The sequence below is a fragment of the Kitasatospora sp. NPDC048715 genome (assembly GCF_043198905.1).
GTDB lineage: Bacteria > Actinomycetota > Actinomycetes > Streptomycetales > Streptomycetaceae > Kitasatospora > Kitasatospora lactacystinica.
In genome coordinates this window covers 622,409-647,910 of sequence record NZ_JBICVH010000002.1, presented here as the reverse complement: position 1 = coordinate 647,910, position 25,502 = coordinate 622,409, and the positions used below count along the sequence as shown (strand labels likewise).

Here is a 25,502-nt window from a genome sequence, read left to right as displayed (position 1 = left end):
GCTTCTGCTGTGCGGGCGCTCGCCCCCACGGGCACGGCCCCTGTACCAGCACTGTCCTGCCGGACAGAAAGCGGGGAAGCCCGATTCACCGCATGCGGCGAGAACCGGACCCGCACTGGCCGAAAGCGGGATCGCCCGATTTCCGGCCTCTCGGTTTCCCGGTTTCCCACGCGGCACTTCAGACCCGGAGAATGCGCAATCACCCGGCGGCATCAGCGGTTGTCATCGATTGTCGGCCGTTCGATCCCACTGGTCGGCCCGCAGCAGCGGGGATTCACCCTGCCGGAATTCCGTGGAGGCGCAGCCGGCCCGGGTGTCCGGGCGCGAGGACCGCTCCGGTGAGGACGACGAACCGGGCTCCGTCCATCCTCGCCGTTCGGGGCGTCCCGGGTTTGGGCACGGCATTGACCTTTCCGGTTCACGAGGGCGCCGTCTCCACCGGCCGCGCGGCAGCCGGCACCGCCACGGTGCCGGTGCCGTCCGGGGCCTCGAAGCGCACGGTGGGTTCGAAGTTGGCGCGGCGGGCCGCGCGGCGGAAGACGGTCAGGACGGCGGGCCCGACGACGAGGACGGCGGTGAAGGTGGTGACGGCGCGGCCGGTGTCCCAGCCGAGCGAGGTCGCGAGGTCGAACAGCAGGTAGCGGTGCCACTGTTCGGTGAAGGGCAGACCCGGCAGGTAGGCGATGGAGCTGTTGGGGTCGGTCGAGAACGGCCAGAAGGAGAGGTTGAGCAGGAAGCCGAACAGGTAGCCGGAGAACGCGCCGTAGGCGGCCAGCATCGGCACCTCCACGCGGCGCCGCCGGGCTTTCGGCAGCAGACCGGCGAGCATGCCGACGAAGGCGCAGCCGAACATCTGGTAGGGCATCCAGGGGCCGACGCCGCCGGTGAGCAGGGCGGAGGCGAACAGCGAGGTGCAGCCGAGGGTGAAGCCGAAGCCTGGGCCGAAGACCCGCCCTGCCAGGACGAGGATGAAGAAGACCGTCTCCACTCCGGCGGTGCCGGCGCCGAGCGGACGGAGTCCGGCGTTCACGGCCGACAGGACGCCGAGCATGGCCAGGGCCTTGGCGTCGATGCCTCCGGCGGAGATCTCGGCGATGACGACGGCGAGCACCAGGACCAGCAGGGCACCGAAGATCAGCGGTGGGGCGTAGTTGGAGCCGAACTTCCCGGGGGCGACGAGGAACGGCCAGGTGAAGGCCACGAGCCCGATGAAGGCGGCCAGGGCGACGACGATGCGGGCCCGGCCGGGGATCCGCAGGGCGGTCATCGGGCCGCCTCTGCCGGTTCGAGGGCCTCGGCGACCTGCCGGCCGGTCAGGTAGGGCAGCGGGGCGAGGATCTTGGCGGTCTGCGGGGCGAAGGTCGGTGAGGCAACGATCACTTCGGCGGTGGGACCGTCGGCGACGACCTCCCCCTCGGCCATCACGACCACGCGGTCGGCGGCGGAGGCGACGAACTCGACGTCGTGGGTCGACACCACGACGGCGCGCCCCTCGGTGGCGAGGGCGTCCACGATGCCGGTGAGCGCCTCCTTCGCCTGGTAGTCCAGGCCCCGGGTGGGCTCGTCCAGCAGCACCACCGTCGGTGCGGCGGACAGTTGGATCGCCAGCACCAGGGCCAGCTTCTGGCCCTCGGAGAGGTCCCGGGGGTGGGTGTCGTCCGGGATCCCGGGGGCGAGGCGGTCGAGGATCCGCCGTGCGGTCGGCCCGCCCCCGCGGTCGGCTTCGAGGTCGCTCTGGGCGAGTTCCTGGGCGACCGTTTCCAGGTAGAGCAGGTCGGTGGGGGTCTGCGGGACGAGTCCGACCAGCTGCCGGGCCCGGGCCGCGGGCAGGCGCTTGGGGTCCTCGGCCTTCCCGCCCGCCGTGCCGGTGACCTCCACACTGCCGCGCTGGCGGGGCCCGGAGCCCTGCAGGGCCCACAGCAGCGAGGACTTGCCGGAGCCGTTGCGGCCCATCAGCGCGGTGACCTCGCCCGCGCGCAGCGCCAGGTCGACGTCCCGGACGGCGGCCACCGGACCGTACCGGACGACCACCCCCCGGGCGTCCAGCACCCGTTCCCCCGCCACCGCTGCCCGGCGCGGCGGAGGAACGGGCACGTCGGTGAGCCGCTCGCGCAGGGACACGGCGGCGCGGCGGGCGTCCCGGACGGACAGCGGCAACGGCTGCCAGCCCGCGAGCCGGCCGAGGTCGACCACGGGCGGCGCGATCGCGGTGTCCCGGAAGACCTCCGCCGGCGGCCCGTGCACGACCGTCCCGTCACCGGGCAGGTAGGCGACCCGGTCGGCGTACTGGACCACCCGCTCCAGCCGGTGCTCGGCCAACAGGACGGTCACGCCGAGGTCGTGCACCAGCCGGGTGATCGCGGCCAGCACCTCCTCGGCGGCCGTCGGGTCCAGGGCGGAGGTCGGCTCGTCCAGCACCAGCACCCGGGGGTGTGCGGTGAGGACGGAGCCGATGGCGACACGCTGCTGCTGCCCGCCGGAGAGCTCGTGCAGGGCGCGGTGGCGCAGCTCGGCCAGGCCGAGCAGGTCGAGGGTCTCCTCGACGCGCTTGCGCATGACCTCCGGCGGGATCGCCAACTGCTCCATGACGTAGGCCAGTTCCTCCTCCACCGTGTCGGTGGTGAAGCCGGCCAGTGGATCCTGCCCGACCACGCCGACCACGTCGGCGAGTTCACGTGGCGGGTGGTGGGCGGTGTCGCGGCCGTCCACGGTTACGCGCCCGCGCAGGGTGCCGCCGGTGAAGTGCGGCACGAGGCCGTTGACGGCGCCGAGCAGAGTGGACTTGCCGGCGCCGGTGCGGCCGACCACCAGGCAGAGCTCGCCCTCCGGGATGTGGAGGTCGACGTCGCGCAGGACGGGCGTCGTCGCGCCGTCGTACACCACGCCGACCTGGTCGAATCGGATCACGTGGTCACCTCGGTGTGCGAGCGGTCGGTCCTGGTGGGAGTCGGGCGGAGGCTGCGGGTGTTCGGCCCGGCGGTGGGGAGACGATCCCCGCGGCGCCCGCCAGCAGCAGGGCGAGGACCGGGACGAGCGGCAGGGCCGGCCAGGTCAGCGGGTAGAGCGAGGGGTTCAGGTCGGTGGCGTCGTAGCCGACGGTGGCGAACAGCAGTACGGCGGCGGTCACCCCGCACCCGGCGACCGCCCACTCGGCGGCCCGCCAGCGGTCCGGGCGGTAGGTGGTGCGCCGGACGCGCCGCCCGCCGAGCAGCAGGCCGGCCACGCACAGCACGGCGCCCGCCAGGAAGGCCGGCAGGCCCAGTGCGGCGGGCGCCGTGCCGTCCAGCAGCCCGTACACTCCGGCGCACAGGCCGCACATGCCGAGCAGCATCAGCGCGCCGGTGAGCCGGCGGGAGCGGCGCGAGGCCGTGCCGGAGCGCCCGTAGCCGCGCGAGTCCATGGCGGCGGCCAGGCTGAGCGAGCGCTCCAGCGCATCCTCCAGGACCGGCACCACGATGCCGCGCAGGGCGCGAACGCCCTTGCGTTGCCCGGCGCGCAACCGCCGGGCCCGGGCGACGCGTTGGACGCTCTGCACCAGCTGCGGCGCGACGCTCAGCGACACCGTCACGGCGACGCCCAACTCGTACAGCGCACCCGGCAGGACCCGCAGCGCCCGCTTGGGGTTGGCCAGGGTGTTGGCCGCCCCGATGCAGCAGATCAGGCAGGCCAGCCGCAGCCCGTCGAAGGCCGCCGAGACCGTGGCCTCCAGGGAGACCGGGCCGCCGATCCGGATGCCCGCGTACCAGGCGGGGGTGGGGATGTGCGGCAGGGAGAAGAGCAGGTGGTCGTGCGGGGTGATGCCGGTGGCGAAGACGCAGCGGAAGACCACCCGGATCGCCACCACGGTCAGGGCCACCCACAGGTAGTAGCCGAAGCCGCGCGCCCACGGGGCTTCGCTGCGGCGGGCCGTCACCACATAGCCGAGCACGGCGAGGACGAGCAGGAGCAGCAGCGGGTTGGTGGTGCGGCTGGCCGCCGTCGCCAGGGCGAGCGCCCAGGCCCACCAGGCCAGCGGGTGCAGGTTCCGCGGGGCGCGCCCGCTCCCCGCCGCCCGCCCGGGGACGGACTGCGGGGAAGAGCCGGCGACGGCCTTGTCGAGCATGGTCACCGGATCACTCGGCCCGTCGGCGGCGCAGCCGCGCCGCGATCACGGTGGCCGCCCCGAGCACCACGACGAGGACGACCCCGACCACGGCGGGGACCATCGAGCCGGAGTCGTGCGGGGCGTCGGCCACCGGGTCGGCGTTCACCACTCCGCCGGGTACGGCGGGGGCGGGCGTCGGCGCGGCCACGGCGGGCTGCTCCGTCGGCCGGTCGCTCGGCGTGTCCGTGGGCAGCGCGGTGAGCGGCTCGACCGGTACCGGTGTCGCGGGTACCGGCGTCGACTCGGGCGCACCCGGCGGGGTGATGCCGTCCTCGGGGGTGCCGGCCGTGCCGGGGGGCGTGCCGGGCGCGGGCGGACGGGCTCCGCCCGCCGGGGGCTTGGTGGGAGCCGGGGCCCGACCGGTCCCGGAGCCACCGGTCGTGCCGGTGGACCCGCCGGAGCCGCTGCCGGAACCGCTGCCGCCGGTCGTCCCGGCACCGCCACTCGTCGACCCGCTGCCGGAACCGCCCGAGGCACCGCCGGAGCCGCCCGCGGTGCCCTGGCCCGGGTCGGCCGGCTGCCCACCGGGGCTGGAGTCGTGCGCCCGGACACTGTCGGGCGAGAAGGTCGGGCGGCCCTCGGTGCCCTCGATGTCGGTGCCGCCGAAGATCCACAGGTCGACGCTGCCCGGCTTCGGCTGGTAGAGCATCGCGCCGAGCTGGCTGTACGACCAGGTGTTCTGGCCCGGGTCGGCGTGCCAGTACGACCAGTAGGCGGTGGCCGGGGGCGTCAGGACGCACTTCTCCTGGTCCGGGGTCGGGTACTGCTTGCCGCCCTGGAACCCGCTGTAGCCGATCCGGCAGATGAAGGCCGGGCCGTCGTGGCCGGTGCCGGTGGTCTTCCAGCCGCCCTGGTTGAGCAGGGTGTAGCCGGTGGTGGGAGTGGTGCCGCAGGAGCGCAGCAGCGGACCGCCCCACTTGCTGAAGTCCACGGCGAGCACGACACCGGAGGTGGTGGTGCACTGGTCCATCGGCAACGGCGCCGCGGACGCCGGGGCGGTGCCCACGGCAACACCCCCGAACGCGACGGCCAGCGTCGTGGCGGCTGCGCCCGGCAGCCGGCCGAAGCGCCGGATCACCGGTGACGCCCCGGGCCCGAGGCGGTGCGACGGCGGGCGGCCAGGACGGCCGCGGCGCCGAGCACGGTCAGCAGACCGGCGGCCCCCGTCAGTGCGAGTGCTTCGCTCCCCGTGGCCGCAAGGCCGCCGGTACCGGACCGCCCGGCACCGGCACCGGCACCGGCACTGATGGGAACACCACCGCCGACCGGGCCACCGGCGAGCGGGGCGTCGGACGGACGGGTGGTCGAGCCGTCACCGGGACCGGGCGCGACGGAGGTCGGGGACGTCGTCGCGGTCCGCGTGCCGGTGCCCGTCGGGGTCGGCGTACCGGTCGCGGTCGCGGTGCCCGTGGGCGTGCCGGTCGGTGTCCCCGTGGGAGTCCCCGTGGGCGTGCCGGTCGGCGTCCCCGTGGGAGTCGGCGTCGGCGTACCTCCGAGGTTGCGGCTCAGCGTGCCGAAGGAGATCCCCGTGGCCCCGCCGAGCACCTGTGTGGAGGCACGGACGTCCGAGCCCTGCTGGCCGCCCGAGGCGACGTTGAACCCGCCGTCGCCGTTCTGCTGCCCGGCGAGGAAGTCGAGCGCCTTGGCGATCTGCGCACCGTGGATCGACCGACGGAGCGTCATGCCCTGGATCGCGAGCGCGGCCGAGTTGGTGGAGTCTCCGGCCGCGCCGGGGAATCCGCCGTCGGGAAGCTGCCGCGCGGCCAGCCAGGTGGTCCCCCTGTCGACCGCCTGCGCCGCCTCGTCGCCCGGAACCAGGGCCAGGGCCATGACGGCCATCGCCGTACTGTCCACATCCGAGTCGCCGGTGGCCGGGATCAGGCTCGGCCAGGAGCCGTCCGGGTGCTGCAGGCCCTTCAGGTAGGCGATCGCAGGGGCTGCGCCGGCGGCGTCGCCGGCCCGGAGCTGGGCCATGACGGCGAGCGCCTGGGAGAACACCGAGGTCGCGTAGACGTAGTTGCCGGGGGCGGCGCAGCCGGTGTCCGCGTCGGCCTTGGTGCACACCAGCGCGGCGAGGGCGGCGATCAGGTCGTGGCCGCCGAAGGCGCGCGGGTCGCGGCCCACGACCTCGGCGAGCAGCGCCTCCTTGCCGATGGACCCGCCGCCGGCGTACTCGGTGCCGATGGCCGTCCAGTCGTTGACGGTGCGCTCGCTCGCGTCCTTGCCCTGCTGGTCCAGGAAGTCGACGATCCGGCGCAGCGCGGCGTCGTCGGTGCCGGTGGCGGCCAGGGCGTAGGCGCCGTCGATGGTCAGGCCGAAGTCGGCGAAGGCCGGGAACCCCTCGTAGTAGTGACCGTCGATCAGCCGGGCCGGGTCGGTGAGGTAGGCGCTCCCCTTCGCGGCGTCGGGCTTCCTCCCGGCGGGCGTGGTCGGGGGCGTGGTGGTCGGCGTGGTCGGCGTGGTCGGCGGGGTGGTGGCGCCGTCCGGGTTGTGCCGGACGCTGGTGAGGTCGGTGTCGGTCAGGGCCAGGATGGCCTGTTCGGTGGCGGCGGCGTCCGGGTCGGTGGTCGACTCGTCGGGGCCGAAGCCGCCGTCCTTGCCCTGCCGGGCGGCGAGCCAGGCGGTGGCGGCGGCCTGTCGGGCGCCCTGGCCGGTGGCCCGGAAGGCCTGGGCGGCGCTCGCGGTGCTGGTGGTGTCGCCGGGGGCGCCGGCGTAGGGAAGGAGGGAGCCGTCGGGCTGCTGGCTCGCCGCGAGCCGGTCGGCGGCCTTCTCGGCGGCCGCCTCGTAGCCGGGGGCCGTGCGCAGGGCGAGGACGGCGATCGCGGTGGTGAGCGGGTCGGACTCGCAGTGGTCACCCGCGACGATCATCGAGCCGGCCATGCCGCCGTCGTCGCACTGGAGGACCGTGAACCGGGCGAGTGCCGGGGCGGGTGGGGTGATGCCGGCGCGCTGGAGCGCGATGACCCCGAGGGACTGGACCCAGGGCGAGGCCGCGCCGAGGAAGTCCCCGGCGGCGGTGCACTTCCCGTTCTCCCCGGCTGCCGTGCAGACGTGGTCGGTGAGCGCGGCAAGCGGGTCCCGCCCGCCGAAGGTGCGGGGGTCGCGGCCGGTGCTCTCGGCGACGAGGGCCAGCAGGGCGGCGGCTCTGGTGTCGGGTGCGCCGGCGGGGCCGTCGGGGTACAGGAAGGCATCGATGTGGTCGGCGAGGAAGCCGACCACCTTGCGCAGTGCCGGGTCCTGCGTTCCGGCGGCGGCGAGTGCGACGGCGGTGAGGGCGGTCCGGGGGTAGTCCGGCCCCGGGGCGGCCCAGTTCTCCATGTGGTCGCCGCCGACGAGCTGACCGGCCAGCCAGGCGGCCGCGGCGGCCGGATCACCGATGGGGGACGGCGTGCCGGTGGGGCTCGGCGTCCCCGGGGACGTGGCGGACGGCGAGGCGCTCGCGGAGGGGGACGAGGAAGGCGAAGGGGACGCCGAGGAGCCACCGTTCTTCGCGCGGACCGAGTCCGGGGTGAAGTCCGGCGCCCCGCTGGTGCCCCCGATGTCGGTGCCGCCGTACACCCAGGCCTCGACCTCGCCGGGCTTGGGCTGCTGCGTGCCGGCGCCGAACCGGCTGTAGGACCAGGTCTGTTGGCCGGGTGCGGCGATCCAGTACGACCAGTACGCGGTGGCCTGCGGGGTGTTGACGCACGGCTCCTCGGCCGGAGTCGGGTACTGGACACCGCCGTTGAAGGTCCCGGTGCCGAGTCGGCAGATGAAGGCGGGCCCGTCGTGCTCGGTGCCGGTCGTGGTGAATCCCGCGTTGTGCAGCAGGTTCATCCCCGTCGTCGGGTGGGCGTCACAGCCCCGGACGACCCCGCCGCCCCAGTGGCTGAAGTCGACGGCGACGATCGCGCCCGTCGTCGCCGTGCACTGCTCGATCGGATCGGCTGCCGCGGAGCCGGGGTGGCCCAGCAGGACGGTTCCTCCCGCGGCCACTGCGACGGCCGTGGTGATCAGAAGCGAGCCCAGTTCTCTGCTTCTGTGACGCGTAGGACTGCTGCTGACCCTCACCGGCGACTCCCCGATCGGTCGTCGGGGTCCCACGGCGCAGCCGACGGCTCTCCCCGGCACGGGGCGCCGTCGCGACCGCGTCGTAGTCCACGACGACGCATGTACTCATGAACAAGGCCCCGGCGCAGGCATTCCGGCTCACCGGCCCTTGCGGGCGGGTCTACGGTTGCGGGTCAGCGCCGGAATCGGACCGGCTTCCCCTGACTGCCGAGGACTAAAAAGCGGTTCATCACACCATGTGCTCGGAGTCGTCGTCAACGAGTCGTCATGTCACTTTCGCCACCTCGTAGATCCGTTCACGGGTGCGGTAACGTCCGCGGTGGCCGAGCGGGGGAATCCGGTGCGAATCCGGAGCTGACGCGCAGCGGTGTGGGGCGGTGGTTGCACCGGCCCCGAGCCCGAATGCCCGCGCGGTCGTGCAGCACCAGCACCAGCCCGCCCACGCGATCCGGGCGGCCGCCGCCCCGTACCACCGCGCTCTCGGACGAGCGCTGGGGTCCCGGGGCAGGACCGGCGCGCCCGTCACCCCAAGGAGCCCGTTCCGTGTCCGTTCCCGCGCACTCGCGCTTCGTCTCCTCACGCCTCGCTTCCGCGGCGACCGTCTCGATGGCCGCCTGCGCCCTCCTGATGTCGGCCGTCCCTGCGCACGCCACCGCCTCGCCGAGCCAGATAGCCACCTCCAGGACCACCGGCGTCACGTACCTCAAGTCCCTCCAGGCCGCCGACGGCAGTTACGTCACCGGCGGCGGGCTCTCCAACGAGTGGGCCTTCAGCGCGCTCGCCGCCGCCGGCACCGCCGCGGCCGATGTCGCCCCTGGCGGTGACACGAGCAAGAACGCGCGCCTGGTCTACCGCAACCAGCTCGCCGCGAGCAGTTGGCCGAGCACCTCGCCGGTCGTCACCGACTACGAGCGTGGCATCCTCAACTCCTACGCGGCCGGCATCGACCCCGCGCGGATCGGCCCGGGCCGCAACCTCGTGGCCGACCTCGCCGCCTACTGGCAGACCGCCGAACCCGGCTACTACGGCCCGTCCGCGAACTTCAACGGGACCGTCTTCGGCCTGCTCGCCCTCGGCGGCGCCAAGACCCGGAGCGGCGGACAACGCGTCCCGCAGTCCCTGCTGAACGCCTCGGTCGCGACCGTGCGCGCCAACCAGCACAACGACGGCGGCTGGAACTACAGCAAGGCCGCCGGCGACCCGACCGCGCTCGCCCAGGGCAGCGACATCGACATGACCGGTGCCGCCATGGCCTCCCTGTGTGTCGGCGGCGTCCCGGGCACCGACGCCGCGATCGTGGCCGCGAAGAACTTCCTCAAGGGCAAGCTCGCCTCCTCCGGCGCCTTCAACGCCATGTTCGGCGTCAACACCGACTCCAACGGCTGGGCCGTGTCCGGCCTCAACGCCTGCGGCATCAACCCCCAGGGCACCGACTTCACCAGCGGCACCGGCAAGACCCCGGTCGACTTCCTCGTCGCCCAGCAGTTCAAGCCCGGTGGCGGCTTCAAGTACCTGCCCACCGACACCTCCCCGTCCCCGTACGCCTCCGTCGACGGCCTGCGCGCCGTCGCCGGCGCCGGGTTCACCGCCACCCCGCCGGCGCCGACCACCGCGGGCGAACCCGCCTGGGCCGCCACCACCGGCTTCACCGCGGGTACGGCCGCCCGGCTCGCACTGGTCGTCGACGACGGCACCAGCAACCTCAAGGTCTGCGCCGTCACCCTCACCCCCACCGGCACCACCACGACCCTCGGCGACGTCCTCGACGCGGCGGCCACCGCCACTCCGAGCGGCTGCGTCACCTCCGTCACCCCGTCCACCGGCGGCGGCACCGTCACCGCGCTCAACGGCACCGCGAACAGCGGCTCCTCCACCTGGCAGGTCGGCCTGGACGGCGCCACCGCCACCGCCGCCACCCGGGCCGCCACCGTCCACCTCGGCGACACCGTCTCGCTGAGCTACGGCAGCTGATCCACCGACAGGGCGAAGCCGCGGCGGCAGTCCCGCGGCGGCCGTGCGTGCTCGGCTGCGGCGGTCGGCAGCGTACTGCTGCACGACCACCTCGTCCGGCGCCGGCGGTCACCTCACGCCCGACCCCTGTGCCCCGGCCTCCCTCGTCGGGGAGGCCGGGGCGTCGACGTGTACGGGCAGGCGGGTCAGGGAGCGGTGATGCCGGGTTGGGCGCCGGCGCCGAAGGACCAGCCCTCGACGTCGCCGGGGGCCGGGTTGTAGCTGCCCGCGCCGAGGCCGCTGTACGACCAGGGGCCGCCGTGCTGGGCGTGCCAGTACGACCAGTAGGCGCTGCCGGTGGGGTTGGTGCAGGTTGTCGGCAGGCTGTTGACGGTGCAGACGAAACCCGGGAAGCGCGGGTGGAAGGCGTAGCTGAATCCGGCGCCGGTCAGCGCGGCCAGGCCGCTGGCCGGGTCGCCGAGCGCGCAGCCGGTCTGGATGCCGCCGCCGACAGCGGCGAAGTCGACCACGACCGTGACGCCGGTGGTCCCGCCGCAAGCGGCGGCCCGAGCCTGCGGGGCCTGGACGGCGGAGACGCCGAGCAGACCGGCGGTGAGGGCGGCGGCCGCGGCGATCGAGCCGAGCGTACGGCGGACCGGGCGCGCCGGAGTGAGGGTGTCGCTCATCGGTGAACTCCTCCTGGTGTCGGGCGTGTTCAGTACGCGGCCGGGGCCGGGCAGGCCAGGGTGGGCGCGTCCGGGCGGGCCCCGGCCGCGGAGAGCGTGGCGAGCGGGGTGCCGGCGAGGCCGAGGACGGCCTGTGCGGTGGCCCGGGCGCCGTTGCCCGCGTTGAAGCCGGAGGCGTCGTAGGCGACCGCACCGCGCACGGCAGGGTCGGCCGAGCAGCCCTGCTGGAACTTCACCAGCCGGCTCCAGCCCTTGAGGCCGGCGCCGAAGCGCCCGCCGGCCAGCAGCGCCTGGGTGGCGAGGCCGGTGGTGTTGGCGTTGGACGTGGTCGCCCCGGCGGCCGCGAACCCGCCGTCGGCGTTCTGGTGCGCGGCCAGCCAGCCGAGGCCCGCGTTCGCCTTGGCGGTGCGGCCGGTGGCGGCGAGGGCCTGGACGGCGAGCGCGGTGGCGTCCGGGTCGCCGGTGCAGGTCGCCTGGCCGAAGGAGACGGGGAAGCCGCCGTCCGCGCACTGGCTGTTGGCGAGGTAGTCCACGGCCGCCGCCGGGGCGTCACCGGGCGTGCGGTGCAGGGCGATCAGGGCCAGCGACTGGCCGAAGGCGTTGCTGTAGTCGCCCCACTGGGAGCGGTCCGAGAAGCGGCCCTCGGCGGTCTGGAGCGAGCGCAGCCGGGCCGGCAGATCGACGCCACCGAAGGACGCCGCGTTCCCGCCGCGCACCTCGACGGCGAGCAGCAGCTTGGCCGTCGCGCCCGCGTAGGCCTCGGTGGTGCCGTCGCCGAGGTAGCCGCCGATGACCTCGGGCTTCGCCAGCCAGGCGGTGGCCTTCGCGGCGGCCTCGTCGGAGCCGTGCGAGGCCGCGAAGGCCAGCACGGCGTCGATGGTCAGGCCCTGGTCGGGGTAGGCGGTGCCGTTGAACACGGACTCGAAGTGGTCACCGTCGACGAGCTGCCGGGCCAGCCAACCGCCGGCGGCGGCGTCGGGACGGACCGTCGGCGACGAGGTCGCGGCGGCGGGAGCGGCATGGGCGGTGGCCGCCGCCGGGAACAGGGTGGCGAGGGCGAGGACGGGTATCGCGAGCGGGCCTAGGGAGCGGCGAACGGCGGGCATGGGCTGCCTTTCCGGGCCCGCGCGCAGGGGCCCGGAAGGCGTCGGCGAGCGCCGAGGGGCCAGCGGGCTCCGGCCCGCAGACCACGACGGGAGGAGGGGTGACACACCTCCGCCGACGGGTACTCGGGCTCGCCGCCGACGCGGGGTCGGCGGCCTACCGTTGCGGGTCAGCGCCGGATTCGAACCGGACTTCCCCCATCGGCGGAGTCACAACATGACGGCCCATCATGGCGATGCCCCGAACAGCGGGTCAAGAGACCCCGGGCCCGAATCCCCCGTTGAACAGTGGCCTCGTCATCACCGAGCCGAGGCCGACGAGGCCGACGAGGCCGGCCAGGCCGACGACCTGATCACCACCGACGACGGGGCCGTCCGGTTCGCAGTGAGGCTCGCCCTTGGTCCAGGCCTCATGACGCTTGAGCGGGGTGGGTAAGGGTGTGCCAGGCGCTGTAGCCGCCGAGGAGGTCGGAGACCTCGGCGTGACCGTGGTGGCGCAGCAGGCTGGCGGCGATGGAGGAGCGGTGGCCGCTGGCGCAGTGGACGACGAGGGGGCGGTCGGTGGGGATCTCGTCGAGGCGGCCCGGGAGTTCGGTCAGGGGGATGTGCAGGGATCCTTCGATGGAGCCGGTTTCGCGCTCACCGCAGGTGCGCACGTCCAGGACGGTGGGGGGCTGCGCGTCGGTGAGGGCGGTACGGAGCTGGTCGGCGGTGAGGCGGCCGGCGGGGGCGACCTCGTCGGCGAGGGCGGGCAGGGCGTTGCCGGGGTTGCGCAGGTAACCGGCGATGCGGTCGAAGCCGATGCGGGCGAGGCGGGTGACGACCTCGCCCTCGCGGTCCTGCGGGGCGATGATCGCGATGCTGCTGTCGGGGGTGAGGACGGTGCCGGCCTGTTCGGCGAAGCGGCCGTCGACGGGGACGTTGATGGCGCCGCGGATGTGTCCCGCGCCGAAGTCCTGGGGGCTGCGGGCGTCGAGGACGACGGCGCCCGCGTTACGGGCCTCCTTGAAGCCCTCGGGGCACAGCGGGCGGGCTGCGTTCGCGGGATCGAGCAGCGGGCGGTCCTGCCGGTTGAGGGCGGCGTCGTGGCCGAAGTAGGCGGGGGCGGTGGACTGGCCGGCGGTGACGATGCGGACGAAGGTGTCCTGGTCCATGGGCCGGCAGGCGTAGTTGGTCAGTCGCTGCGCCCCGATGGTGGACTGGCGGTCGGCGGAGAGGTTCTTGCCGCAGGCCGAGCCGGCACCGTGGGCGGGGAAGACGAGGGTCTCGTCGGGCAGAGCGAGCAGCTTGCGGTGGACGCTGTCGTAGAGCATCGCGCCGAGTTCGGCGGCGGTGACGCCGGCCGAGGCGAGCAGGTCGGGGCGGCCGACATCGCCGATGAACAGCGCGTCGCCGGTGAGCACACCGTACGGGACGGTGTCGTCGGGCTGCTCGAAGACCAGGATGCTGATCGACTCGGGCGTGTGGCCGGGGGTTTCGAGGACCTGGACGGTGACGTCGCCGAGTTCGATCCGCTCACCGTCGGTGAGCTTGCGGATGGGGTACTCGGTCTCGGCGCGGTGACCGTAGCCGATCCAGGCGCCGGTGCGGGCGGCGAGTTCGAGGTGGCCGGCCAGGAAGTCGGCGTGGAAGTGGGTGTTGATGACGCCGACGACGGTCAGGCCACGCGACATGGCGTCGGCGAGGTACTCGTCGACGTCCCGGCGGGGGTCGACGATCACGGCCCGGCCGGTGCGTTCGTCGGCGATCAGGTAGGAGGCCTGGGAGAGGCAGTCGAGGTAGTACTGGCTGAAGATCACGGGGTTGTCTCCTCCGGGTCGGGCCTCGGCCTTCTCCTGGTCGGCGAAGCCGGATTCCTGGGCGCCACAGCGCCATCGTGATACCCCCCTCGGTATATTTGCGAGCATACGGCTTCGGGAGCCGATACGGGCGGGGGTATGTCCGAACGATTTCGATAATACCCCCGGGGGTACTATGGTGAAGCCATCGAGGGGGCCGGCCACCGCCGCCGAGCCGATACGGGCGGGGCCGAGGACGCACCGGCCACGCCGCCGTACCGGGCCACCGGGCCCGTACGGACGCCCGCGCCGCCCCCGACCTGCCGGACCACTGCGGTCCGGTCTGCACCACTGGAGACACCGCATGCCTTTGCTGCCGCGCGCCCACGGGTCCGCTCCCCACGAACACCGCGCCCACGGACACCGCACCCCCGGGCGGACCACCCCCGCCGAGGCCCACGAGCTCGCCCGCACCGGCGCCGCCGTGCTGCTCGACGTCCGGGAGGCCGCCGAGTACGCCGCCGGGCACGCCCCCGGCGCGCTGCACCAGCCGCTGATCGGCCTGGTCGCCGGTGTCCCGCTGCCGCCCGCGGCGGCCGGCCGGACCGTGCTGGCGATCTGCCGCTCCGGCCACCGCTCCCAGCGCGCCGCGGAGTTGCTCGCCCAGCGCGGCGTCGAGGTGCTGAACGTGGCCGGCGGCATGAACGCCTGGGCCCTGTCCGGGCTCCCGGTCACCACGCCCGACGGAAGCGCCGGGCACGTGATATGACCACGCTGCTCCTGGCACTCGCCGCCGGCGCGGTGGTCGGGCTCGCCCTGGGCGGGCTGGGCGGCGGCGGCAGCATGCTCGCCGTACCCGCCCTGGTCTACCTGCTGGGCTTCAGCCCGGCGCTGGCCACGACGGCCAGCCTGGTGATCGTCGCCGCGACCTCCCTGACCGGCCTGATCGCCCACGCCCGGGCGGGCCGGGTCCGCTGGCGCACCGGCGCCCTGTTCGCCGCCGCCGGACTGCCCCTCGCCGCGGCCGCCGGGGCGCTGTCCGCCCACCTGCCGGGCGCGCTGCTGACCGGCGCCTTCGCGGTACTGGCGGCGCTCGCGGCCTTCCGGATGCTGAGGCCGCCCAAGGCCGAGGCGCAGGAACGTTCCGCCGCAGGACTCGGCCGCTCCACGGCCGCGGGCGCCGGACTCGGCGCCGTCACCGGACTGCTCGGCGTCGGCGGCGGCTTCCTCGCCGTACCGGCCCTGGTCTCGGTGCTCGCCTTCACCATGGCCGAGGCGGTCGGCACCAGCCTGCTGGTCATCACCGCCAACTCGCTCGCCGCCCTGCTGCCCCGCCTGGGCGCGACCGGCGCGATCGACTGGGCCGTGGCCGCCCCCTTCACCGGAGCCGCGATCCTCGGCGCCTGGGACGGCAAACGGCTGGCCGACAAGCTCAGCGGGCGCACCCTGCGGAAGGCCTTCGCCGTCGCCCTGCTCGCCGTCGCCGCGCTGATGCTGATCACCACGCTCGCCTGATTCACCACGCCGGGCCGATCAGCACGCCGGCCTGATTCAGCACGCTGCGCCGATCAGCACGCCGGGCCGACCACCGCGACGGGCCGACGCCCAGCCCCCGACCCCCCAACCCCCAGCCACACCCCCTTCCGGAGAGGACCCCACCCCCCATGACCACGCCGCTGACCGTCGAGCAGCTCCAGCCCCGCCTCGGGCAGCTCACCCTCATCGACGTCCGCTCCCCCGGCGAGTACGCCGCGGGCCACATCCCCGGCGCCCTCAACGTCCCGCTCGACCAGCTGGACCGCGCCCTGCCCACGCTGCGCGAGGCCGCCGCGCACGGCGAGATCGCCGTCGTCTGCGCCGCCGGGCCGCGCGCCGACAACGCGTGCCGCCAGCTGTCCGACGCCGGCATCCCGACCCTCACCCTGACCGGCGGCACCAACGCCTGGGCCGATGCCGGCCGACCGCTGGACCAGGTGGCCGGCGCCCGCCGGGTGTGGGCGCTGGACCGCCAGGTCCGCCTGGTGGCCGGCTCGCTGGTGCTGGCCGGGGTGCTGATCGACCTCGCCCTGCCGGGCGCCCGCTGGGTCTCCGCGGCCGTCGGCGGCGGGCTGGCCTTCTCCGCGCTGACCAACACCTGCGCGATGGGATCGATGCTCTCCAGGCTCCCGTACAACCGGCCCCGCCCCGGCACGCCGAGCCTGGACGAGACGCTCGCCACCCTGAAGCGCTGAACCCCGTCCCAGGACGTGAAGGCTCCCGCCCACCCCCGTCGGGCGGGAGCCTTCACCATTCGTCCCGGTCACCTCCCGGAAGCCCTTACCGCACATCCCGTTGACGCGACCGAAACAACCATGTGAAATGTCACCCATCACATGCGATGCATCATAGCTCGGCTTTCCCATCTGATTTGAACGTTCCAACGCGACCACCCACCGACCGACCGGAGGTTGCTCAGCCATGCCGCCCCGCCCCCGCGCCTTACCCACCGGTCTCGCCCTCCTGACCGTCCTCACCGCCCAGGCCCTCGGCGCCGCCCCGGCCCCGGCCGCCGCCGGAGCACCGCTCGTCGACGGCGGCAGCTACCTGCTCGGCTCCGCACTGGACGGCTCCTGCCTCGGCCCCCAGTACGCCCAGCCCGCCCCCGGCACCCCGGTGCTCGGCGCGGCCTGCGGACGGCTGCTCAGCCAGCGCTGGCAGCTGCGCCGCACCGGCGGCGAGTACCTCCTGGTCAACGCCGCCAGCGGCCGCTGCCTCACCCTCGGCGGCCCGGACCGCCGCCCCGCCACCGCCGACTGCGGCTCCGCCCCCGAGGCCGAGCGCTTCACGGTCTCCCGTGCTCCGCAGGGCACCTACACCCTCACCGTCCGCGGCACCGACGCCTGTCTGACCGCCGGCCCGGCCCCGGCGAACCGCCACTGCGACAACCGCCCCGCCCACCGCTGGACGCTCACCCGCACCGAGCCGCTGGTCCTCGCCGACCCCGGCTTCGAGCAGAGCAGCGGGAGCGGCGCCCCCACCACCGGCGCCCCCACCGCCGACGGCTCGTCCGCCACCGGCGCCCCCACCGCCGACGGCTGGACCTTCACCGCCCACACCGGCACCGCCACCAACAACCCGCACGGCGGCAGCCGCCTCGCCTACCTCGACGCCGGCCCCGGCTACACGGTGAGCCAGCAGGTCACCGCCGTCACCGCGGGCACCTACGACCTGTCCGCCTGGATCGCGACGGGCGGCGCCGGCGGCAGCCTCTCGGTGAGCGTCAACGGCACCGCGGTGCGCTCCCTGCCGCTGCCCGAGCAGTCCACCTACGCGAAGTACACCCTCCCCCGGGTGCGGGTCGCCGCCGGCGACCGGCTCACCCTCACCATCGGCTCCTCCCCGACGGGCTGGGTCAACGTCGACGACGCCGCCGTCGCCCCGTCCGCCCCCAACGACCCGGTGATCAGCTCCTCCGACCCCGAGGTCGTCGCCCTCTTCGACTGGGCCAAGACCAAGGCCAACAGCTGGGTGCAGCAGCCCGGCGCCACCGGCGTGCTCGACCAGGACGAGAACCACCCCGGCGGCACCGGCACCACCACCTACGACGCCTCCTACTGGGCCGGCTACCCGTTCCGCTCCGCCTTCTACAGCCGTGACTTCGCCCACCAGCTGGTCGGCGCCCACCTGCTCGGGCTGGACGCCGAGAACAAGACCATGCTGCGCGGCTTCGCGGCCTCCGCCACCGACGTCAACCGGCTCTACCCGGTCTGGGCGCTCAACTTCGACGCCCGCAGCTACGCGGCCATCGACTACCGCGGCCCGGACCGCTTCGTCCGCGAGCTGCCCGCGCCGTTCGAACTCGTCCAGCAGGCGGGCGAGGCCTTCCGCTGGACCGGCGACCGGGACTACGCCGAGGACCCGGGCCTGGGCCGCTACGTCCGCAACACCCTCGGCCCGTTCATCGCCGCCCGCCCCGGCCCGGTCGACAACGGCGGGGTGCCGATCCCGCAGGCCACCAGCCGCAGCATCTTCGCCGGCACCGCCAGCTACGCCGAGAACGCCACCCGCACCTACGCCGAGGCGGGCGACGCGGTCGGCGCCCAGTACCAGGCCTACCTCGCCGCCGCGACGCTGGCCGAGGCCCGGGGCGACGCCGCCTCCGCCGCCGGCTACCGGAAGGCCGCCGACCAGTTGCACACGTACGTCAACTCCACCTGGAGCGTGGACGGTTCGCAGCCCGGCGAGGTCGTCCACGGCTACGACACCACCGGCAGGCCGATCACCGGCTGGGGCTACGAGGCGAGCGTGCTGATGCCGGTCAAGCGGCTGCTCGACCCGGGCCCGCGCCGGGACGGCTTCCTCGCCGCCGTCGACGCCGCCGACTCCGGCCCGGAGCGCTCGGCCAACCTGGAGGCCTACACCTACCTCCCGGACGCCTTCTTCGCCAACCACGACGGCACCACCGCCTGGAAGTGGATGCGGCACATCTACGAGAGCACCGGCGAGCCGCACGTGAGCGGCGCGATGCTCAACGGCGACTACCCCGAGGTCCCGTTCACGCTGCTCGCCCAGACCGTCCAGGGCCTGCTCGGCGTCACCCCGGACGCCGCCGGCCACGCGCTCACCACCGCCCCGCAGCTGCCCTCCCCGATGGGCTGGCTCCAGGTCGCGGGCATCCCGGTGGGCGCCGGCACGGTGACCGTCCGCCACGACGGCACCCAGCGCAGCACCGTCACCAACACCGGCACCGAGCGGCTGACCTGGGAGGCCCGCTTCCCCGGGCAGCACGCCCGCGTCACCGTCGACGGCGCGCCGCGCGAGGCCCGCACCACGACCGTCGACGGCGTGACCTACACCTCCACCACCGTGACCCTCGCCCCGGGCCGCTCCGCGACCGCGACCGTCACCGACTGACCCCCACACCGCCCCACCCGCGGCCGGCCGGCCCCACCCGGCCGGCCGCGATCCCCTCTCCCCCCATGAGCTTTCCCGACCAACCGGTCCCCCCACATCCTCAGGAGTGCGCACATGCGCCGAACCCGCCGCCGTCTCGCGGCATCCCTCCTGTCCCTCGCCCTCGCCACCGCCGGCCTGGGAGCCGTCGGCCTCGGCACGGCCGCACCGGCCGCCGCGCTCGGCAACGGCAACGCCCTGACCCCGCCCATGGGCTGGAACTCCTGGAACTCCCTCGGCACCGAGGTCACCCAGGAGCAGGTCGTCCAGACCATCGACTTCATGGCCGCGAACGGCCTGGTGGCGGCCGGGTACGACACCGTCACCATCGACGACGGCTGGTCGCTCTGGCACCGCGACGGCCAGAGCACCGACCTGGTCCGCAACGCCGACGGCGGCATGCAGCTGTACGACAACGCCGGGAACCCGGTCAGCGGCACCGACGGCACCGGCAACGACCCCACCTCCGGCCACCTGATCCCCCGCCCCGACCACTTCCCCGCGCAGACCGTGGACGGGCGCAGCGTCAACGGCATCGAGTACCTGGCCCGCTACGCGCACGGCAAGGGCATGAAGTTCGGCCTCTACGCCACCGACACCTACCTCACCTGCCAGATGCACCCCGGCAGCCTCGGCCACGAGTCCACCGACGCGGCCGACTTCGTCTCCTGGGGCGTCGACTTCGTCAAGTACGACGACTGCCCGTACGGCCCGCAGATCGTCGGCCCGGACGGGCACAACTACTACACCCAGGGCGAGGGCAAGGAGCTGACCCGCTCGGTCTACGCCCGGGTGCAGACCTTCCAGCGCGCCCTGGACGCCGCCTCCGCCGCCCAGGGCAGGCCAAGGGTCACCCTCAGCGTCTCCGCCCAGCCCGCCCACACCGGCGTCCCGTACCTGCTCGCCGCCGACGACCCGGCCCGCACCGACCCGGTGGTCCAGGCCGCCGGGACGGCCCCGTTCCACGCCCCCGGCTACGCGCCCACCGGCGTCTGGTGCGGCCAGGTCGCCAACCTCTGCCGGATCGGCGGCGACCGGGACAGCGAGCTCGACGGGGTGCTCTGGAACGGGCAGTTGCAGACCGCGCTGCAGTACCCGGGCAACGTCCGCCCGGGCAGCTGGAACGACCTGGACATGATGTTCACCGGCTGGCAGGACGTCTACGGCCTGTGGGGCACCACCGACACCTGCGTCTGCCACAAGCCCTTCACCGACGACGAGTCCCGCACCGAGACCTCGATCCTCGCCATGCTCGCCGCGCCGCTGATCTCCGGCGCCGACCTGCGCACCGCCGCGCAGTCCCGGCACAGCGACGGCGGCTACACCTGGTCCACCGGGATCAACGACGCGAGCCTGGCGATCCTGAAGAACCGCGAGGTCATCGCGATCGACCAGGACGGCCTCGCCAAGCCCGCCACCCTGGTCGGCGCCAAGCCGGCCGACGGGCGCGCGCCGGTGGTCCTCAAGCGGCAGCTCGCCAACGGCGACACCGCCGTGCTGCTGGTCAACCAGGACCCGTCGGCCGGCCGCAGCGTCTCCACCAGTCTCACCGAACTCGGCCTCGGCGGCTCCGGCTACCGGGCCAAGGAGCTGTGGACGGGCGCGAGTTCGACCGTCACCGGGCCGATCGGCGCCTCGCTCCCGGCGCACGGCGCGGCCCTCTACCGGCTCACCCCGACGTCGACGGGCGGGCCGTCGGGCGTCGTCGACGACGGGAAGTACCACACGCTGACCAGCGGCGGCCTCGCGCTCTCGCTGCTCGGCTCCTGCACCGCGCCGATCGGCTCGATCACCGACCTGGAGCCCGCGCGCCCCGGTGACGCCGCGCAGCAGTGGACCTTCACCACCAACCCCGACGGCACCGTCCGGATCACCGACAACTGCGCCACCGCCACCCACCGGCACACCGTGCTCTCCGCCGGGAGCTCGGCCGGCTACAGCGCCTACCTGCTCGACCTGTCGCCCGGCAACCCCTGGCAGGAGTGGAAGCTGACGCAGGGCCCGGCCGGCGTCACCGTCACCAACGTCGCCACCGGCCTCGCCCTCGACGCGGGCGCCGGCACCGCCGGCACCCCCGTCACCACCCGCCCGGCCGCCGGCCAGAGCTGGACCCCCGGCTCCTGAGCCGAGCGCGTCAGGAGGACCCGGGGCCGGCCGTCCGCACGGAGCGGGCGGCCGGCATCCGGACCAGCACGGCCACGCTCAGGCCGAAGATCAGCACACCCAGCGGGACGTGGACCGACGGCACGTGCGCGACGCCGAGGACGACCTGCGCCGAGGCCAGCACCAGGAAGCCCGACGCGTGCAGGATCGGGCGGGGCGAGCCGCCGCCCGGCCGCCAGGCCAGGACGGCGGCGAGCACGTACAGCATCGAGGCCCCGTACATCACCCGCGCGCCGATGCCGTGCAGCAGTTCGCCGTAGGAGGTGGAGAGCAGCAGGCCGGCCGAGACCGCCTGGAGGAGGACGGTCGCGGTCTGGAGCGCGACGGAGACCCGCAGGAAGGCCCGGGTGCGCTGTTCCACCGCCGTTCCTGGCACCGTCCCCGTCGCCGCCCTCGCCGTGGTGCGGATGGCCATGTCGTGTGCCCCTCTTCTGCCTCGCGGCGGTTGATCGATAGTGTCCCGGTGATCCGACGACACAGGCCGGCGAAGTGTGAGGCGGGGTCCGTCCCGGGCCGGACATCGCAGGCCGGCCCGTGGTCGGGTCGCAGCGGCGGGAACGGCAGGAGCCGCGAGAGCGGCGAGAGCGCCGGCGGACGAGACGAGGCAGGGAGCGGCCCCGACCATGAACACCCCATCCGAGCCGGTGCGGGAGCGGCCCGTACCGGAGCTGAGCGTGATCGTCGGCGAGCGGCGGCAGCTGATCAACCTCGCCTACCGGCTGCTCGGTTCGCTCGCCGAGGCCGAGGACGCGGTGCAGGAGACGTACGCCCGCTGGTACGCGCTGCCCCGCCGGCAGCAGGAGGCCATCGCCTCGCCGGGCGCCTGGCTGACCACGGTGGCCACCCGGGTCTGCCTGGACCTGCTCGGATCGGCGCGGGCCCGGCGGGAGCGCTACGTGGGCGAGTGGATCCCCGAGCCGCTGCCCGACCGCAGCGAGTGGATCGGCGGGCCGGCCGGCGGCAGCGGCGGACCGGCCGACCCGGCGGACTGGGTGACCCTGGACGAGTCGGTGAGCATGGCCTTCCTGGTCGTGCTGGAGGCGATGACCCCGGCCGAGCGGGTGGCGTTCATCCTCCACGACGTCTTCCGCTACCCGTTCCCCGAGGTCGCCGGGATCGTCGGCCGGACCCCGGCGGCCTGCCGGCAGCTGGCCGCCTCCGCCCGCCGACGGATCAGGGCCGCGCAGGCCCCGGCGACGCCGACGGGCGCGCAGGCCGGTCTGGTGCGGCACTTCAAGGAGGCCTGGGAGGCCCGGGACATCACGGCCCTGATCGCCCTGCTCGCCCCCGACGCCACGATGACCGCCGACGGCGGCGGCCTGGCCGGCGCCGCCCTGCGCCCGGTCCGGGGCGGCGAGCGGATCGCCCAGTACCTGGTCCACCTCGCCGACCGGGCCCCCGGGCTCACGCTCCTCGAACGGACCGTCAACGGCCGCCCCGGCCTGGTGGCCCGGCACGGCGGCCGCACCGCGACGGTGGCGGCGTTCGAGCTGGCGGACGGCCGGATCACCCGCATCTGGGCGGTCCGCAACCCGGAGAAGCTGCGCCCGTGGACGGAGGACGACCCGCACGACGGCTGAGACCCCGGCCTACAGCTCCTCCACCACCTCCACCCCCGGGCACTCCCGCGCCAGGTCGGCGAAGAACCGCTCGCCGTCGATCACCGCCTCCGGCGGGTGCACCCCCGCCGCCCGCACCGTGCCGTCCAGCAGCTGCGCCAGCGCCAGCCCCGCCGGGACGCCCGTGGCCTCCGCCATGTCCGCCAGGAACCGCTCCGCGCCGTCCAGGCGGGCGAGCGCCGCGGCCGGTCGGCCATCGCGCGTTCCGGTGGCGGCGGCGAAGAACGGCGGGAGGGTGCCCGGCCCGCGCATCCGGGGGGCGCGGGCGGCCGCGCGCAGGGTGCGGCGCAGGGTGGGGCGGTCGAGGTCGGCGGCGGCGGTCTCGTTGGTCAGCCGTCCGGCGTCGAGGTCATCGCGCAGCACGCCCAGGTAGGCGGCGGTGCCGACGGAGACCACCATGAGGTTGGCCGCGTCGCCGCCGGGCCGCAGGCTGCGGTGCAGGGTGACCGGCTCCGGGTGGCCGACGGTGTAGGCGGTGCCGCGGTGGCCGCCGGGCAGGTCGAGGGCGACCGGGCGCAGCGGGGGCCGCCGGACCGGCCGGCCGTCCTCCACCGTCGCGACGGTGCCGCTGATCTGCTGCATCCAGTGCACGGCGGCGGCCGAGACCGCGCCGTTCGGGTCGCGCAGCGAGGTGTCGGGCCGGGAGGAGTCGGGCCGGGAGGAGTCGGGCATGGAGCCGACGTCCACCGGCCAGGCGGTGTACACGTCGGCCAGGGTGTCGAGGCGGGCGGCGGCCCGGGCGGCGAGCAGGTTGCTGACGCCGGGGCTGGCGCCCGCGCCGAGCACCGCGCGCACTCCGGCGGCGCGGGCCTCCTCGTCCAGTTCCAGCATCGCGACGGTGGGTTCCCAGTCGTCGCAGATGTCCAGGTAGTGGGTGCCGGTGCGGATCGCGGCGCGCAGCACGTCGAGGCCGTAGCGGTAGTACGGGCCGACGGTGTTCAGCACGGCGTCGGCGTCCGCGAGGGCGGCGTGCAGCTCCGGGCCGTCCGTGACGTCGACCCGGCTCGCGCGGACGGGCACCGGTGCGCCGGCGGCGAGTGCGGCGGCGGCGCGGCGGGCGGCGTCGAGGTCCCGGTCGGCGATCACCAGTTCGTGGACGCCGGGCAGGGCGGCCGCGACCCGGGCGGAGACCCGGCCCATCGCGCCGGCCCCGCCGAGGGCGAGCAGCTTCATCGTGGGTCAGCCCTTCCGGTGGTCGAGCGAGGTCAGGAAGTCCCGCATGCCGTCGAGGTAGCCGGGGGTGAACAGCGAGCGCGGGGCGGCGACGGCCAGGACGGTGCTGCGCAGTTCGGAGTCCTCGACGTCCTTGGGCACGATGTTGTGGGTGGAGTCCGGGAAGCGCAGGACCTGGAGCAGGCCCGGGGTGGTGACGAGGCGGCGGTAGCCGGCCTCGGTGTCGTCGCTGTCGACGTTGACGTCCCGACCGCCGAGGATCAGTTGCACCGGGATCCGGAGCGCGGCGAGGTCCTCGGTCGCGTCGGAGAGGTGGTTGCGCTTGTTGAACGCCCACCGCTCGGGGGTCAGCCCCTCGGTGTCGCCGCCGGCGGCCCGGTACTGCTCGAAGGTCGCACTCGCCCGCAGGGCGGCCAGGTTGCGGTCGCTGCGGGCGACGGCGGCCGCGGTCTCCTCGGGCGAGGCGTGCCGCTCGCCGAGCTCGGCGAGCAGGTTGTAGCGGCCCTGCTGGAGCCAGTTGACGGCGGTGCCGACGGCGATCAGGAACTTGACGTCCGGGGACTGCCGGGCGGCCTTGGGCATCACCCAGCCGGCCTGGCTGGCGCCCCAGAGCCCGATCCGGTCCGGGTCGATGCCGGGCTGGGCCTTGGCCCAGCGGATCGCGGCGAGGGTCTCGTCGACGCGGTCCTGGATGCTCTGGTCCAGCCAGTTGCCGGGGGCGTTGCGGACGCCGGGCTTGTCCCAGGACAGCGTGGCGTACCCGGCCTTCGCCATGGCTTCCCAGAGCGGCCGGTAGAAGGTGTCGTGGGTGGCGTCCACGGGCCCGTCGCCGTGGACGAAGACCACCAGTCCGTACGGTCCGTGGCCGCCGGTGGGGCGGGCCAGCACGCCCTGGAGCGGCTGCTTGCCGCCGGTGACGGTGACCCGCTCCTCCGTGAGGTCGTACTCGTTCTGGTACACCACCCAGCCGCCCGCGCCGACCAGCAGCACGGCCACGGACAGCAGTGATCCCCAGAGCCACCGGCGCTTGCCGAACAGCTTCATATCGTTCACTCGCCAATCGTTCGTTTCTAAAACGACCGTAGCAGATGCGAACGATATACATGGGTCACCCGGTCCCCACCGTTGTCGGTGGGACGTGGGAGGCTGGGAGGCATGTGCGGCCGCTTCGTCTCCACCACCACGCCCCAGGACCTCGTCTCACTGCTCGGAGAGCTCCGGTGGGACCCGGCCGAGACCTTCGCCCCGAGCTGGAACGTCGCCCCGACCGACCCGGTCCCGGCCGTCCTGGAACGCGTCGACCGGGACACCGGCGAGGTGCTGCGCCAACTGCGGCCGCTGCGCTGGGGATTGGTCCCGTCCTGGTCCAAGGACCCGTCCGGCGGCGCCCGCATGATCAACGCCCGCTCGGAGACCGTCGACACCAAGCCCGCCTTCCGCAAGGCCTTCACCGCCCGCCGCTGCGTCATCCCCGCCGACGGCTACTTCGAGTGGCGCGAGGTGCCCGCCACCGCCGGACACAAGAAGTACAAGCAGCCGTACTTCCTCAGCACCGGCAACGTGATGCTGATGGCCGGCCTCTACGAGTTCTGGCGCGACGGCACCCGCGCCGAGGACGATCCGCTCGCCTGGCTGGCCACCGCCACCGTCATCACCACCGACGCCACCGACTCCGCCGGCCGCGTCCACGACCGGATGCCCCTCACCATCGCCCCCGACGACCTCCCCACCTGGCTCTCCCCCGCCCACACCGACCGCGCCGAACTCCACCACCTGCTGCGCCGCCCCGCCGACGGCGACCTGCGCGTCCGCGCCGTCCCCACCACCGTCAACAGTGTCCGCAACAACGGCCCGCAACTGCTGGACCCGGCCGACGACCCGCTCGGACTGGCCGACTGAAGCCG

The 25,502-nt window shown here is 74.5% G+C and carries 19 protein-coding genes and 3 riboswitches; of the genes, 8 read left to right on the top strand and 11 right to left on the bottom strand.

Annotated features, from left to right (window positions below; all coding sequences use genetic code 11):
- Positions 1-418: 418 nt before the first annotated feature.
- The 5 genes from ACGFSC_RS06540 to ACGFSC_RS06520 form a co-directional block, all read right to left on the bottom strand.
- Entirely contained in the window at positions 419-1,267 is an 849-nt protein-coding gene (locus tag ACGFSC_RS06540; protein ID WP_359907871.1) for an ECF transporter S component, read from the bottom strand.
- A complete protein-coding gene (locus tag ACGFSC_RS06535; RefSeq protein ID WP_359907874.1) occupies positions 1,264-2,907 on the bottom strand; it encodes an ATP-binding cassette domain-containing protein in 1,644 nt (547 codons plus the stop codon). The genes ACGFSC_RS06540 and ACGFSC_RS06535 overlap by 4 nt, the downstream gene beginning before the upstream one ends.
- Positions 2,908-2,911: 4 nt before the next feature.
- Entirely contained in the window at positions 2,912-4,102 is a 1,191-nt protein-coding gene (locus ACGFSC_RS06530) for a CbiQ family ECF transporter T component (protein ID WP_359907962.1), read from the bottom strand.
- Positions 4,103-4,112: 10 nt separating this feature from the next.
- The gene (locus tag ACGFSC_RS06525) at positions 4,113-5,150 is read right to left on the bottom strand and encodes a hypothetical protein (protein WP_392862583.1); all 1,038 of its coding nucleotides are present in this window, start codon (positions 5,148-5,150) and stop codon (positions 4,113-4,115) included.
- 68 nt (positions 5,151-5,218) lie between these two features.
- Positions 5,219-8,119, bottom strand: a complete 2,901-nt coding sequence (locus tag ACGFSC_RS06520; protein ID WP_359907877.1) for a prenyltransferase/squalene oxidase repeat-containing protein — start codon at positions 8,117-8,119, stop codon at positions 5,219-5,221.
- A gap of 180 nt (positions 8,120-8,299) precedes the next feature.
- Positions 8,300-8,441: riboswitch (cobalamin riboswitch) on the bottom strand.
- 83 nt (positions 8,442-8,524) lie between these two features.
- Positions 8,525-8,602: riboswitch (cobalamin riboswitch) on the top strand.
- Between the two features lie 198 nt (positions 8,603-8,800).
- On the opposite strand from ACGFSC_RS06520, the gene ACGFSC_RS06515 reads away from it, so the two are divergent.
- On the top strand, positions 8,801-10,165 hold the full coding sequence (locus tag ACGFSC_RS06515) for a hypothetical protein (RefSeq protein ID WP_359907968.1): 1,365 nt from the start codon (positions 8,801-8,803) through the stop codon (positions 10,163-10,165).
- 185 nt (positions 10,166-10,350) lie between these two features.
- Here ACGFSC_RS06515 and ACGFSC_RS06510 read toward each other — a convergent pair whose 3' ends face one another.
- The 3 genes from ACGFSC_RS06510 to ACGFSC_RS06500 all read right to left on the bottom strand — a co-directional run bounded on the left by ACGFSC_RS06510 (position 10,351) and on the right by ACGFSC_RS06500 (position 13,732).
- Positions 10,351-10,830: a flagellar hook-length control protein FliK gene (locus tag ACGFSC_RS06510; protein WP_359907880.1), complete on the bottom strand. Its 480-nt coding sequence runs from the start codon at positions 10,828-10,830 to the stop codon at positions 10,351-10,353.
- Between the two features lie 29 nt (positions 10,831-10,859).
- A complete protein-coding gene (locus tag ACGFSC_RS06505; RefSeq protein ID WP_359907883.1) occupies positions 10,860-11,936 on the bottom strand; it encodes a prenyltransferase/squalene oxidase repeat-containing protein in 1,077 nt (358 codons plus the stop codon).
- Positions 11,937-12,032: 96 nt separating this feature from the next.
- Positions 12,033-12,154: riboswitch (cobalamin riboswitch) on the bottom strand.
- A gap of 189 nt (positions 12,155-12,343) precedes the next feature.
- Entirely contained in the window at positions 12,344-13,732 is a 1,389-nt protein-coding gene (locus ACGFSC_RS06500) for an MBL fold metallo-hydrolase (RefSeq protein WP_359907886.1), read from the bottom strand.
- Positions 13,733-14,075: 343 nt separating this feature from the next.
- On the opposite strand from ACGFSC_RS06500, the gene ACGFSC_RS06495 reads away from it, so the two are divergent.
- From ACGFSC_RS06495 to ACGFSC_RS06475, 5 genes are all read left to right on the top strand, one after another.
- The gene (locus tag ACGFSC_RS06495) at positions 14,076-14,480 is read left to right on the top strand and encodes a rhodanese-like domain-containing protein (RefSeq protein ID WP_359907888.1); all 405 of its coding nucleotides are present in this window, start codon (positions 14,076-14,078) and stop codon (positions 14,478-14,480) included.
- Positions 14,477-15,226, top strand: a complete 750-nt coding sequence (locus tag ACGFSC_RS06490) for a sulfite exporter TauE/SafE family protein (RefSeq protein WP_359907890.1) — start codon at positions 14,477-14,479, stop codon at positions 15,224-15,226. The genes ACGFSC_RS06495 and ACGFSC_RS06490 overlap by 4 nt, the downstream gene beginning before the upstream one ends.
- Before the next feature lie 149 nt (positions 15,227-15,375).
- A complete protein-coding gene (locus ACGFSC_RS06485) occupies positions 15,376-15,942 on the top strand; it encodes a rhodanese-like domain-containing protein (RefSeq protein ID WP_359907893.1) in 567 nt (188 codons plus the stop codon).
- A 226-nt stretch (positions 15,943-16,168) separates the two neighbouring features.
- Positions 16,169-18,604 carry an RICIN domain-containing protein gene (locus ACGFSC_RS06480; protein WP_359907896.1) on the top strand — a complete coding sequence of 812 codons (2,436 nt, stop codon included), beginning with the start codon at positions 16,169-16,171 and terminating at the stop codon, positions 18,602-18,604.
- A gap of 114 nt (positions 18,605-18,718) precedes the next feature.
- The gene (locus tag ACGFSC_RS06475; protein ID WP_359907898.1) at positions 18,719-20,767 is read left to right on the top strand and encodes an alpha-galactosidase; all 2,049 of its coding nucleotides are present in this window, start codon (positions 18,719-18,721) and stop codon (positions 20,765-20,767) included.
- Positions 20,768-20,777: 10 nt separating this feature from the next.
- Here ACGFSC_RS06475 and ACGFSC_RS06470 read toward each other — a convergent pair whose 3' ends face one another.
- Entirely contained in the window at positions 20,778-21,221 is a 444-nt protein-coding gene (locus ACGFSC_RS06470) for a hypothetical protein (protein WP_359907901.1), read from the bottom strand.
- Between the two features lie 208 nt (positions 21,222-21,429).
- On the opposite strand from ACGFSC_RS06470, the gene sigJ reads away from it, so the two are divergent.
- On the top strand, positions 21,430-22,386 hold the full coding sequence (gene sigJ / locus ACGFSC_RS06465) for an RNA polymerase sigma factor SigJ (protein ID WP_359907904.1): 957 nt from the start codon (positions 21,430-21,432) through the stop codon (positions 22,384-22,386).
- 9 nt (positions 22,387-22,395) lie between these two features.
- Here the strand turns inward: sigJ and ACGFSC_RS06460 are convergent, their stop codons facing one another.
- Both ACGFSC_RS06460 and ACGFSC_RS06455 read right to left on the bottom strand, forming a co-directional pair.
- Entirely contained in the window at positions 22,396-23,598 is a 1,203-nt protein-coding gene (locus ACGFSC_RS06460) for a saccharopine dehydrogenase NADP-binding domain-containing protein (RefSeq protein WP_359907907.1), read from the bottom strand.
- A 6-nt stretch (positions 23,599-23,604) separates the two neighbouring features.
- Positions 23,605-24,642, bottom strand: coding sequence for a serine aminopeptidase domain-containing protein (locus ACGFSC_RS06455; RefSeq protein ID WP_359907969.1), 1,038 nt, complete (start codon positions 24,640-24,642; stop codon positions 23,605-23,607).
- 111 nt (positions 24,643-24,753) lie between these two features.
- On the opposite strand from ACGFSC_RS06455, the gene ACGFSC_RS06450 reads away from it, so the two are divergent.
- Positions 24,754-25,497 (top strand): SOS response-associated peptidase, encoded by a 744-nt coding sequence (locus tag ACGFSC_RS06450; protein WP_359907910.1) that lies wholly within the window; start codon positions 24,754-24,756, stop codon positions 25,495-25,497.
- Positions 25,498-25,502 lie beyond the last annotated feature (5 nt).

Excerpts from the sequence above, each read along its gene's own strand:
- ACGFSC_RS06495 (WP_359907888.1), top strand. The coding sequence starts at position 14,076 with ATGCCTTTGCTGCCGCGCGCCCACGGGTCCGCTCCCCACGAACACCGC.
- ACGFSC_RS06515 (WP_359907968.1), top strand. The coding sequence starts at position 8,801 with ATGGCCGCCTGCGCCCTCCTGATGTCGGCCGTCCCTGCGCACGCCACC.
- ACGFSC_RS06490 (WP_359907890.1), top strand. The coding sequence starts at position 14,477 with ATGACCACGCTGCTCCTGGCACTCGCCGCCGGCGCGGTGGTCGGGCTC.
- ACGFSC_RS06470 (WP_359907901.1), bottom strand. The coding sequence starts at position 21,221 with ATGGCCATCCGCACCACGGCGAGGGCGGCGACGGGGACGGTGCCAGGA.
- ACGFSC_RS06460 (WP_359907907.1), bottom strand. The coding sequence starts at position 23,598 with ATGAAGCTGCTCGCCCTCGGCGGGGCCGGCGCGATGGGCCGGGTCTCC.
- ACGFSC_RS06485 (WP_359907893.1), top strand. The coding sequence starts at position 15,376 with ATGACCACGCCGCTGACCGTCGAGCAGCTCCAGCCCCGCCTCGGGCAG.
- sigJ (WP_359907904.1), top strand. The coding sequence starts at position 21,430 with ATGAACACCCCATCCGAGCCGGTGCGGGAGCGGCCCGTACCGGAGCTG.
- ACGFSC_RS06540 (WP_359907871.1), bottom strand. The coding sequence starts at position 1,267 with ATGACCGCCCTGCGGATCCCCGGCCGGGCCCGCATCGTCGTCGCCCTG.
- ACGFSC_RS06480 (WP_359907896.1), top strand. The coding sequence starts at position 16,169 with ATGCCGCCCCGCCCCCGCGCCTTACCCACCGGTCTCGCCCTCCTGACC.
- ACGFSC_RS06505 (WP_359907883.1), bottom strand. The coding sequence starts at position 11,936 with ATGCCCGCCGTTCGCCGCTCCCTAGGCCCGCTCGCGATACCCGTCCTC.
- ACGFSC_RS06510 (WP_359907880.1), bottom strand. The coding sequence starts at position 10,830 with ATGAGCGACACCCTCACTCCGGCGCGCCCGGTCCGCCGTACGCTCGGC.
- ACGFSC_RS06530 (WP_359907962.1), bottom strand. The coding sequence starts at position 4,102 with ATGCTCGACAAGGCCGTCGCCGGCTCTTCCCCGCAGTCCGTCCCCGGG.
- ACGFSC_RS06450 (WP_359907910.1), top strand. The coding sequence starts at position 24,754 with ATGTGCGGCCGCTTCGTCTCCACCACCACGCCCCAGGACCTCGTCTCA.
- ACGFSC_RS06455 (WP_359907969.1), bottom strand. The coding sequence starts at position 24,642 with ATGAAGCTGTTCGGCAAGCGCCGGTGGCTCTGGGGATCACTGCTGTCC.
- ACGFSC_RS06475 (WP_359907898.1), top strand. The coding sequence starts at position 18,719 with ATGCGCCGAACCCGCCGCCGTCTCGCGGCATCCCTCCTGTCCCTCGCC.